This window comes from Phascolarctobacterium succinatutens CAG:287 (assembly GCF_000434895.1).
Classification (GTDB): domain Bacteria; phylum Bacillota; class Negativicutes; order Acidaminococcales; family Acidaminococcaceae; genus Phascolarctobacterium_A; species Phascolarctobacterium_A succinatutens_A.
Genome location: NZ_FR892829.1, coordinates 40,716 through 50,964, shown reverse-complemented (window position 1 = coordinate 50,964; position 10,249 = coordinate 40,716). Strand labels below are relative to the sequence as shown.

Here is a 10,249-nt window from a genome sequence, read left to right as displayed (position 1 = left end):
GCTCATATTTGTTGATTACGGGAATGCTTCTTTATAAGACAGTACGTATTTCTTTGTAGATGATAATCAGCAGCAGCAAAGCCACCGAAACCAAAGCAGTTACACCACCCGGCGCCGCACCCAGCCAGTAGGAGGTCACAAGGCCTGTGATAATAGCGATAAAGCTCAGCACCATGGCTGCCAGCATCGTCACCTTAAAGCCCTTGCCCAGCTGCAGAGCCGCCGCCACCGGCAGAGCAATCAGCGAGCTGATAACCAGAATGCCTACCACACGGATGGAAACAGCAACCATAGCTGCTACCAGCAGAGCAAAGATATAATTAATCAGGCGTGTTTTTACGCCGGCAATTTTTGCACCGTCTTCATCAAAGGCCAGCATAACCAGCTGCGGATACAAAAGGTAAACGGCGGCCAGCGACACTACGCACAGTACTGCTACCGCCAGCACATCGTCAGGCGTTACGGTCAGAATGCTGCCGAACAAAAATGCTTCTACATTAGTATGTACCATACCGCTGCTGATAATCGTAATCGCAATACCGACAGACAGCGACAGAATGATAACCAGTATAAGCTCCGCATAGCGGCGGAAGCGCTGACGCAAAACCTCAATCAGCACAGCAAAGACAGAGGTTACGGCAAAGGCGCTGATAATCGGGTTCACCTTAACAAGCAGGCCTACCGCCACACCGGCCAGCGATGCATGCGCCAGCGTATCGCCAATCATGGAATAGCGGCGCAGCACCAGGAACATACCAATCATCGGACACATTAAAGAAATCAGTACAGAAACCAGCAGTGCATTCTGCATAAAAGCGTATTCCAGCATTATTCCGCACCTCCTACATTATCCTGCATATATTCATGAACATATTCCTGCGGATTGCAGAAATGACCATAACCGTTCATGACATGGTACATTTTATCGGCATTACGCGCCGCAAATTTCAGGTTATGCTCTACCGTGATAATGGTAATACCCTGCTCATGCAGCTCCTGCATAAATTTATACAGCTCCTGCTGGCTCTTGACATCAATGCCGGTAGAGGGCTCATCAAAAATCAGCAGCTGTGGGCTACCCAGCAGTGCTCTGGCAATGAGTACCTTCTGGCATTGGCCGCCGCTCAGCGTACCGATTAAACGGTCACGCAGGTCATAAACATGCATCTGCTCCAAACAGCGACGTACAGCCTGCTTGTCCGTCACCTTCAGCACACGGCGATAGTATTCCATCACCTCATATACAGTTATCGGAAACTGGCTGTTGAGTGTTTCAAAACGCTGCGGCACGTAGCCGATGCTGCTAAAAGTATTCTTCAATTCACCTTTTGACGGCTCCAGCAAGCCCAAGAGCAGCTTGACCAGCGTACTTTTGCCGCTGCCGTTTTCGCCGACAATGGCAATATATTCACCGTCATTTACTTGCATATTGATATCGCGCAGCAGCTCGCTGCCGGATTCATAGGCAAATTCTATATGCTTCAGTTCTATCATATTGGCTCCTTCATTTACTCACGGCAGCCTGCGCTGCCTTTTTGTTGCAGTAAATATTATAGACCTCACCCGGCAAATATGCAAGTCATTTGCATTTAGCTTGACAAGAAAGTTCAAGAGTGTTATGATAAAATCTGCTATAATATGCAAATCATTTGCGTTTATTTATGTTTAAATGAGGAGGACAACCCATGAAAAAGCTCAGTATTATTTTTTGTATTTGCACACTGCTGCTCTGCAGTCTGCTGGCAGGCTGCGGCAGCAAGGAGCCTGCACCTGCTGCAGACCATAAGCTACGGGTTGTGGTAACCTTTAACGCTATGAAAGAATTTACTCAGGCCGTAGGACAGGATAAAATTCATATAACTTCCCTGATTCCCGACGGCACAGAGCCACATGATTTTCAGCCTACCACTAAAACTATGCAGGCCTTGAGCAACGCCGATATTCTGATTTACAACAGCAATGGTATGGAGCGTTGGGTTAAACAGGCAGTGAAAGCAGCCGACAACAAAAAACTAGTCACAGTGGAAGCTTCCAAAGGCATTAAGCTCATCGGCCTGACAGATCTGGACTTGATTATCGAGCACGGCCGGTATGACCCACATACCTGGCTAAGCTTGAGCTGCGCCCAAGCAGAAGTGAAAAACATTGCCCAAGCGCTGGCACAGGCAGATCCGGCCAATGCTGATTTCTATAAAAAAAATGCGCAAGTTTATCATCTAAAACTGCAGGAGCTGTTATTAAAATACCAAACGCTATTTGCACAGATACCTCAGAAAAACTTTGTCACCGGTCATGCTGCCTTTGCTTACCTGTGCCGTGACTTCGGCCTGCAGCAGCAAAGCATCGAGGATGTTTTTGCCAGCGGCGAACCAAGCGCCCAAAACCTGGCCAAGCTGACAGCCTACTGCAAGGAGCACAATGTAAAAACTATCTTCGTAGAAGAAGCGGTAAGCCCCAAAACATCAGAAACACTGGCGCGCGAGGTTGGTGCCACTACGCAGGAAATATATACTATTGAATGCAGCAACGGTGAGAAAACCTATCTTACCCGCATGGAAGAAAACCTGGACGCTATTTATAAAAGCCTGAAAAAATAAAAAGGCTGCCATCTTGGCAGCAAACAAAATTATCTACGCACAGCAAAACGCCGCGGCTTACGCAGCAGGTCATCGACCTGCCGCAGCCACGGCGTTTTTACGTACACATCGCTCCGTCGGCCGAGCCGGCAAAGCTGATTCACTTTTTGTTCTTAGGCAGCACATCCTCATTCTTAGACGAATAAGGATTGATATTTTTCAGCTGCTGATTGGGACGGTAATTATCACGCGCCGACGAGCCCCAAATAATCATCCAGGTCAGAGAAAAGCCCATCAGGAGCCACAAAACGGCCATAGCCGCCGCAGGGTACCACGAAAGATTGAACCAGTAGCTAAAGCCCCAGAGCAGCACCGCAATAAACCCCCATTCCCAGTTCACTATCAGGTTGGCAATAAAGCAGATAAAAAAGCCTGAATTTATAGTCGTTCTGCGCATAATAACCTCCCTTTAAAAAAACGGCCGCGATAAACAATCGCAGCCGCAAAAAGTTTCAGCTCATTATAATATCAGTAGCTGCCACCGCCGCCGCCATGATTATCATCAGCAGAGCTTTCGCTTACAGAACCATCATCACTGCTGCCGCTAGATTTAGACTTCGGAACAGCAGAAACGTTGGTGTACAGATAAGTATCATTGCTGTGCGTCAGCGCAAAGGTTTGCTTATCCAAGTAGGCATTTGCTTCGACAGCCTCACGCACGTTGCTCATACCCTGAATCAGGAGTGCACGCCAGCCATAGGCTGCAGCACCGCCGATACCGGCAGCAATTACTAAAGCAAACCAGTTGAAGCCTGCATTAGGATCCCACGGCTCGCCTTCCTTTTCGTAATACTCAAGGAGCTCGCCTGCTTTTTGAGCATAGGTGATGTAGCCTTGGGCATAATTATCTTTCTTGAACTCTGCAACCATCGGCTTGCTCATATACTCAACGCCTTCATTGCCAACGATAACCTACTTCAGCTGTTTATCGGTAGCAATATACCATTTACGGGTGTTGGTAACCTGCAGCAATACCATATTGCCCTTGGCACCGTCATTATAAACATCGTCGAGCAGCTTATTGGCATATTCACCGGGAACGGCACCGCCAATTGTCTTCATGGTTACAACAGCAATGCGTACATTATGCGCCTGCTCCTGCTTGTGCAGCTCTGCCAGAACTGCCTGACGCTGCTGCGGTGTAAGAATCTTGGCATTATCCACCAGGCTGGGCGCAGCAAAGGCTGTTACACTGGCTAACATAAGGACTGCCAGCATGGTTAAGATTGCAAATAACTTTCTCATTCCGGCACCTCCTTATAAGATGAACTTCACAATGAAGTAGCTGATAATTGTTACAATAATAAAGGTCAGGGCAGTGTAATTACGCAGCTTGCCATAGTCAATCGGCAGACTGCCGACAACCTTACCCGTCTGACCGTTCATCATAAAGGTATAGGGCTTATCCTCAAAGCGTGTAGACAGAATCCATACCGGCACCATTGCATAATGCACAGCATTTTCATCCTTGATAACTGCACAGTCACCATTGCTGGTTACACGGGTATAGCCTGTAACGGTATTTTCAAGACAGCCCTCGGCACTTTTGACAACACGCTCATCAGCACGGACTACAGCAGCCTCGGCATCCACATCATATTTATCTGCCAAAAAGCCTGTCAGATAAGCAGTGCTGAAGGGAACCATTTCGCTGTAGTCAAATGGCTCGATGCTCTCCATAAAGGTATCGTCCATCTTCTCGCTGCCATCTACAGGGATGCGCTCAAAGGACATGGTGCCTTCACGCTCGCAGTTATAGACAACGGTAGTCGTAACAACCTCATCATCGGTTTCATAAACACTGTCGCTGGCACCTTGATAGCTGCCGCTGGCGCTAACCTTGGAGTCAAACAGCCAGAACGGTACATACATCGCCTGGATATCCTCCACACGATTGTTGGCCGTAAAGGAGTTAGGCAGCAGGGTTCTTCCCTTGTAGAATTCCTTGAGGGCAGCAACAGCTTGCTCTTTGGTTTTCTTGAAGGGAATGATGAAGTCCGGCTTCAGCATACCTTCAAAGCGGCTCGGCAGCATAGTCGGGCTGCCGCAGTAGCAGCATTCTGTTGCCATGGTGTTGCCATCGCTCACAATCTGCGCACCGCAGCTGGAGCAGGTAAAGGCCTTCATCTGCTCTGCTTCTTCAGCTTCCCACTCGCTGCCGGCAGCAGAGGTATCCCACTTAGCCTCCTTGGCAGCCTGCGCTTTGGCAGCAGCGGCTTCCTTGGCGGCATACATTTCTTCTATAGTCTTAACTTCCAGTTCGGTACCGCAGTATTCGCAGGTCACCTTATCATGACCGGGCAAAAACGTCAGCGGCGCGCTGCAGTTAGGGCACTTATAGCCTACAGAGGTTTCAGCCATAATATCACCTCGTTAAAATATAGTTATGCAATCTTGATTGCTCCCGCTCCCCCTTCAACCACCTATTTCGACATCTTGCCTTCCCCTCAGTGAGGCGGAAGGGAGTTGTCCATCGCAATTAAATACCGTTCCAGTCAGAAGCAATTTCCCAGTACCCAAAGGGCACAACGCAAATTTCGTGTGGAACCAGGACGAAGCTTCGGTAAAATTTGTCAGATAGTAACAGTATGTTACGTACCCTCGCTTCTATGGTTCCGGACACTTATTTACTAAAATTACTATTCCTTACACGATATGTTAATTGCTCACTAAGGCTTTCGATTCACCCATTATTTTTTGCTAACCTTCTTGCCTTCCCCTTGGGGAAGGTGCCGAACGTAGTGAGGCGGAAGGGGCAGCATAGGAGCATACATCATGCTTGCATTCGCATCTGACGCAAGCTGTTAATATATGAGGTTATTGTTTGTCGTTATCATCGAAAATATCGCCGCACTCAGGGCAGAACTTAGGCGGATGGTGCGGATCTGGCGGCTCCCAGCCACACTTATCGCACTTGAACAGCGGTGCTCCCTCAGGCTTCTTGCTGCCGCATTCAGCGCAGAACTTGCCTTTGTTTACAGCGCCGCAGCTGCAGGTCCAGCCATCCTCTGCCGGTTTGTCTTCCGGCTTCTTGCTGCCGCAGTTAGCGCAGAACTTACCAGTATTGGTAGTGCCACAGCTGCAGGTCCAGCTGCCCTCTGCCGGTTTCGGCTCAGGCTTCTTGCCGCCGCAGTTAGCACAGAACTTACCGGTGTTGGTAGTGCCACAGCTGCAGGTCCAGGCATCTGCTGCCGGTGCTGCTGCCGCAGGGGCGGCAGGGGCGGCCGGCGGCGGAGTAGGAGGTTGCGGCTGTTGCGGATAAGGCGGTTGTCCGTAAGGAGGCTGTTGGCCGTAAGGATTCTGCTGAGCATACATCTGCTGCTGTTGTCCTTGGGCAAACAAGCCAGCCACATTTGCGCCACCGGCCATTCCGGCCATATTCATGCCAACAAAACCGCCCATTGCACCCATGCCGCCTTCATTGCCAGCTGCAATACGCATAGCGTCTGCAGTAGCACCAGCCATAGCTGCTGCTGCACGGTTCGGATTGCTGAGCATCTGGATATCTTTCAGACGTTGAGCATCTTCCTCAGACATGGTTACACTTGCCAGTGCGAAGGAATAAACCTCTACACCGCGGCGGTCACGCCATTGGTCGCTCAAATCTTCGTTCAAAGCGTTAGCGATTTCTTTGCCATGACGCGGCAGTGCGCTGTAACGCATACCGTTTTCAGTGAGCGTGCCGAGGGCAACGCCCAGGCTCATCATGAGCTCGCTCTTCATCTGGCTGTCAATCTGGTCACGACGATACTCGTCAGTGATATTGGAGCATACATTGGTGTAGAACAGCAGCGGATTAGTAATCTTATAGCTGTATTCACCGAAGCAGCGGATACCAACTTCCCAATCAATGCCTAAGTTGTTGTCAATCAGGCGTACAGGAATCGGCTGAGCGGTGCCAAACTTGTTGCCGTAAATTTCCTTCATATTGAAGTAATATACGCGCTGATCCTTGCCGGGGTCACCGCCGAAGGTGAAACGTTTACCGATCTGACCGAAAATCGCCTTTACATTATCCTTCAGATTGCCGGTAAAGATAGACGGTTCAGTAGAAGTATCGTATACATATTCGCCGGGCTCGTTGCACATATCTACAACCTTGCCCTGCTCAACGATAATCATGCACTGACCTTCGTTGACAGCAACAACGCTGCCATTACTGATGATGTTGTCTTCTGCAGAAGTGTTAGAGCTGCGTCCTTGGCTGGACGTACGCTTCATACCCTTGGTTACCAGAACCTCGGGAGGCATGCTTTCGCAATAGAAAAACTCTTTCCATTGGTCGCCCAGTACGCCGCCTACAGCGCCCATTGCCGCTTTAATTAAACCCATAATACAACCTCCTTTTGTATCACTAAAAAATTAACAATTATATTTTATCAAATCCCGCTTAATATTAACAGGACTTTGAATAAAACAGCTGTACACTTATCAGCCAAGAAATTGTAAAATATTTATCTTATCCTTATCTGTAGTAAAAAACTATTCACTAATACTTTGATTTGTGATAAACTAATTGTTAGACAATCTTTGCAAATTATCTGTGCAGGTAAGCTGTTTTCCGCTTCCTTGCCTTAAGTTTAATATAAAAATTGCATTTCGTCACTACACCAAATGGCGATTTCGGGTAGGATAAGGGTAAATTTTCCTTATTTTTTACCTTTTTTCTCTAAAAATACTCTTTCAGGAGGTTTTTTCATGTCCGTTGTATCAAAAAAATTTTCTGCTTCCTTATACAGTATGTTGGTGCTGTTACTGATCTGTCTTGTTACCGCTTTCAGCAGCGGTTGCGGCAGCAAGGCATCACTCGACCCGGCCAAGCCGGTAACGCTCACCATCTGGCATGTTTACGGCAACCAGACCAATTCCCCATTTAATGATACAATCGAAAAATTCAATGCCTCTGAGGGTAAGGCCCAAGGCGTCATTGTCAAGGTTGCTTCCGTAAGCAGCTCCAATGTTATTGACAAGGCTTTGTTCGCTTCGGCCAAGCAGGAGCCCGGCGCTGTGCCGCTGCCCGACCTTTTTACCGCCTATCCGCGTGTAATCCCCGCAATGCACGATAAGCTGCTGCATTGGGACAAATACCTTGATAAAGAAGCTTTAGCTGTTTACCAACCGGAATTTTTAGCCGAAGGCTATCAGGATAAGGAGCTGCTGATGCTGCCGGTAGCAAAATCCACCGAGCTGCTTTTTGTAAACCAGACATATTTTGACCGCTTTGCTGCGGCAACAGGTGCCAGCACCGATGATTTCGCCGATTATGACAAGCTTTTTGCGCTCTGCCGCAAGTATTATACCTGGACCGGCGGCAAAAACATGTGCCAGCTGGATGATTTCTATAACTATTACCTGACGAGCATGGCATCCTTGGGCGACCCGTTAATCAAGGACGGCAAGCCGGACCTTGCCAGCTCCAACTTCAAGCGCATCTTCCGTGCCGCAGCCGAGCCTGCTATCGCCGGGGGTCTTGGTATTGAAAAGGGTTATGCGGCCGATGCCTGGAAAACAGCCGATTTAATCAGCAACGTCGGCTCTACCGCCGCCATTCTTTATATGCGCGATTACGTCACTAATCCCGACAACACGCGTGAAACTATCGTTACCAACTATTATCCCTGCCCTGTTTTCAACGGTGGTAAGGTAACACTGCTGCAGCGCGGTGTAGGATTATTTGCCATCAAAAGCACAGACGAACGCAAAAATCTTGGTGCCGTTGTTTTTGCAAAATGGCTGGCGCAGGAAAACAGCAATTTGAATTTTGCTATGCAGGCAGGCTGCCTGCCAACCAATAAGGAAGCACTGCCAAAACTGCTGAATAATCCGCAAGATGTGCATAACTTCAAATATCGCAAGCTGTATACCTGTATGCAGCAGGTATACAAAAAAGGCACCTGGCTTCATCTGCCGCACAATGCTGCCGAAATTCAGCAGAATCTGGAATACGGCAGCAAAAATATTCTGCGCGCTGCCCATCAGCAATATTTACAGGAAATTGCCGGCGGTGCCAATCCACAGCAAACGCTTGATAAGTTAGTAGAAGAAAGTTATCAGAAGCTGCTGAATTACAAGCAATAAGCCAAAAAATCCTACCAAGGAGGCTCTTAATGCTCAATAAGCTCACCAAAATAAAAAGACTGCTGCTTATAGGCAAAGAAATATGGCATAACAAACGCTCTATGCGCGGCCGTTTCATTATTTACCTGCTGTCACTGGTGCTGCTGGCAGGTTCTGCTATGCTAATCCTGTTAAACGTTATCGGCATAGTACAGCCACCAAGCCATGATATCGACCGCTTTCTTGAATATGAGCTTAACACCCGTACCAACGATATCAAACGCCAGATGAACGCGCTGGCTGCGCACAATATCGATTTGTCGCAGCAGCTGCAGAATGATATCGACCGCGTTATGCTGGAGCAGGGCATTTACAATAATTATGATGCCTTGAACAACAATCCCGAGGCTTTGACAGCGATTCAGCAAGCAACCTACCAGACTCTTGCTGCCAAGATGCAGCAGGCTCCGGCCAGCGGTGCCTTGTATCTGATTAATGCCAGCGTCAACACGAATCTGTTGGAACCAACCTATAACGGTCTTTTTCTCAAATTTACCAATATCTATTCCGAAAACACCCTTTTCAATGAAACATGTATGTTCCGCGGCAACCCTCAGGTGGCCCGCAATAATAACATCAGCCTTTACAGCACCTGGCAGCTGGAGCTTAACGTCCACGCCTATCCGCAGGCCGATAAGCTGCTGCATGCCAAGGAAAATAATATTTCCCAACAATATATCCTGACAGACGTTGCCCACCTCAAAGAAAGCTGGGAGCAGTCCCGTCTTTTCCTGATGCCTATTAACAGTAATAACGGCAGGATTATCGGTATCTGCGGCTTTGAAATCAGCAGCGTTTACTTCCAACAGCGCACCAAGCAGGCCAATTACAAGGGCTATCCGCTGATTACCGCTATTCTCGATAAAAAGGCGGACAACGAATACCAGGGACAGCTTTCCAATCCGGCCTCCTTCGTCAATTCTACTATAAAAACCAGCTCTGACGGCGAGCACGAATTATTTACTGCCGGTCAGGAGCGCTTCATCGGCTTCACCGCTCCCTTGACGGTCGGTGCCTCGGAGCACAGGGTAGCAGTCATGCTGCCTGCCGACAGCTATTATCATCTGCAGGGGCAGGCAAAAATGCGTCTGCTGATAATGCTGGGTATTATTCTGCTGCTTTCATTGCTGTCTGCCGGTTATTTCAGCAAAAGATATGTAGACCCGCTGGTAGCGGATTTGCAGCAGCTGCAGCAAAATCCCGATGCCCCTCCGCAAGCCAATGTGCTGGAGCTTAACCAGTTCTTTGAATTTCTGCAGAGTCATTCCGAGCAGCAGGCCGAAAAGCTGCGTCAGCTGCAAAGCGAAAACAATCAGGTACAAAAACAATACGGACTAGCTGCCATGCGTCTGCAGGAGGCACAGGAAAAGCAAAAGCAGACCGCCAACCAATATATTCAGCTGGAGGAACAGCTTGCCGCCCTACAGAATGAAATTCAACAGGTACGCCTGCAAATGGAGCAGACGCAGCAAGAAAAGCTGCAGGCTCAGCAGGAA

At 48.5% G+C, this 10,249-nt stretch carries 10 protein-coding genes; 3 read left to right on the top strand and 7 right to left on the bottom strand.

Features of this window, described 5'->3' with window-relative positions; genetic code table 11:
• Window positions 1-31: 31 nt before the first annotated feature.
• Window positions 32-829 carry a metal ABC transporter permease gene (locus BN587_RS11235; protein WP_021721242.1) on the bottom strand — a complete coding sequence of 266 codons (798 nt, stop codon included), beginning with the start codon at window positions 827-829 and terminating at the stop codon, window positions 32-34.
• Window positions 829-1,494, bottom strand: a complete 666-nt coding sequence (locus BN587_RS11230) for a metal ABC transporter ATP-binding protein (protein WP_021721241.1) — start codon at window positions 1,492-1,494, stop codon at window positions 829-831. The genes BN587_RS11235 and BN587_RS11230 overlap by 1 nt, the downstream gene beginning before the upstream one ends.
• 191 nt (window positions 1,495-1,685) lie before the next feature.
• Here BN587_RS11230 and BN587_RS11225 point away from each other — a divergent pair, with 191 nt between their 5' ends.
• On the top strand, window positions 1,686-2,597 hold the full coding sequence (locus BN587_RS11225) for a metal ABC transporter substrate-binding protein (RefSeq protein ID WP_021721240.1): 912 nt from the start codon (window positions 1,686-1,688) through the stop codon (window positions 2,595-2,597).
• A 139-nt stretch (window positions 2,598-2,736) separates the two neighbouring features.
• On the opposite strand, the gene BN587_RS11220 is transcribed toward BN587_RS11225, so the two are convergent.
• The 5 genes from BN587_RS11220 to BN587_RS11205 form a co-directional block, all read right to left on the bottom strand.
• On the bottom strand, window positions 2,737-3,033 hold the full coding sequence (locus BN587_RS11220) for a hypothetical protein (RefSeq protein ID WP_021721239.1): 297 nt from the start codon (window positions 3,031-3,033) through the stop codon (window positions 2,737-2,739).
• Between the two features lie 71 nt (window positions 3,034-3,104).
• Entirely contained in the window at window positions 3,105-3,518 is a 414-nt protein-coding gene (locus tag BN587_RS11615) for a hypothetical protein (RefSeq protein WP_021721238.1), read from the bottom strand.
• A gap of 30 nt (window positions 3,519-3,548) precedes the next feature.
• A complete protein-coding gene (locus BN587_RS11610) occupies window positions 3,549-3,881 on the bottom strand; it encodes a TPM domain-containing protein (protein WP_021721237.1) in 333 nt (110 codons plus the stop codon).
• A 12-nt stretch (window positions 3,882-3,893) separates the two neighbouring features.
• A complete protein-coding gene (locus BN587_RS11210) occupies window positions 3,894-4,997 on the bottom strand; it encodes a hypothetical protein (RefSeq protein WP_021721236.1) in 1,104 nt (367 codons plus the stop codon).
• 456 nt (window positions 4,998-5,453) lie between these two features.
• On the bottom strand, window positions 5,454-6,968 hold the full coding sequence (locus tag BN587_RS11205) for an SPFH domain-containing protein (protein WP_021721235.1): 1,515 nt from the start codon (window positions 6,966-6,968) through the stop codon (window positions 5,454-5,456).
• Window positions 6,969-7,334: 366 nt separating this feature from the next.
• Between BN587_RS11205 and BN587_RS11200 the strand changes: the two genes are divergently transcribed.
• Window positions 7,335-8,714 carry an ABC transporter substrate-binding protein gene (locus BN587_RS11200; RefSeq protein ID WP_021721234.1) on the top strand — a complete coding sequence of 460 codons (1,380 nt, stop codon included), beginning with the start codon at window positions 7,335-7,337 and terminating at the stop codon, window positions 8,712-8,714.
• 29 nt (window positions 8,715-8,743) lie between these two features.
• Window positions 8,744-10,249 (top strand): hypothetical protein (locus BN587_RS11195; protein ID WP_303684982.1); only part of this gene is annotated, 1,506 nt, incomplete at its 3' end.

Coding starts and splice junctions, on each gene's coding strand:
- BN587_RS11235 (WP_021721242.1), bottom strand. CDS start 829: ATGCTGGAATACGCTTTTATGCAGAATGCACTGCTGGTTTCTGTACTG.
- BN587_RS11230 (WP_021721241.1), bottom strand. CDS start 1,494: ATGATAGAACTGAAGCATATAGAATTTGCCTATGAATCCGGCAGCGAG.
- BN587_RS11225 (WP_021721240.1), top strand. CDS start 1,686: ATGAAAAAGCTCAGTATTATTTTTTGTATTTGCACACTGCTGCTCTGC.
- BN587_RS11220 (WP_021721239.1), bottom strand. CDS start 3,033: ATGCGCAGAACGACTATAAATTCAGGCTTTTTTATCTGCTTTATTGCC.
- BN587_RS11615 (WP_021721238.1), bottom strand. CDS start 3,518: ATGAGCAAGCCGATGGTTGCAGAGTTCAAGAAAGATAATTATGCCCAA.
- BN587_RS11610 (WP_021721237.1), bottom strand. CDS start 3,881: ATGAGAAAGTTATTTGCAATCTTAACCATGCTGGCAGTCCTTATGTTA.
- BN587_RS11210 (WP_021721236.1), bottom strand. CDS start 4,997: ATGGCTGAAACCTCTGTAGGCTATAAGTGCCCTAACTGCAGCGCGCCG.
- BN587_RS11205 (WP_021721235.1), bottom strand. CDS start 6,968: ATGGGTTTAATTAAAGCGGCAATGGGCGCTGTAGGCGGCGTACTGGGC.
- BN587_RS11200 (WP_021721234.1), top strand. CDS start 7,335: ATGTCCGTTGTATCAAAAAAATTTTCTGCTTCCTTATACAGTATGTTG.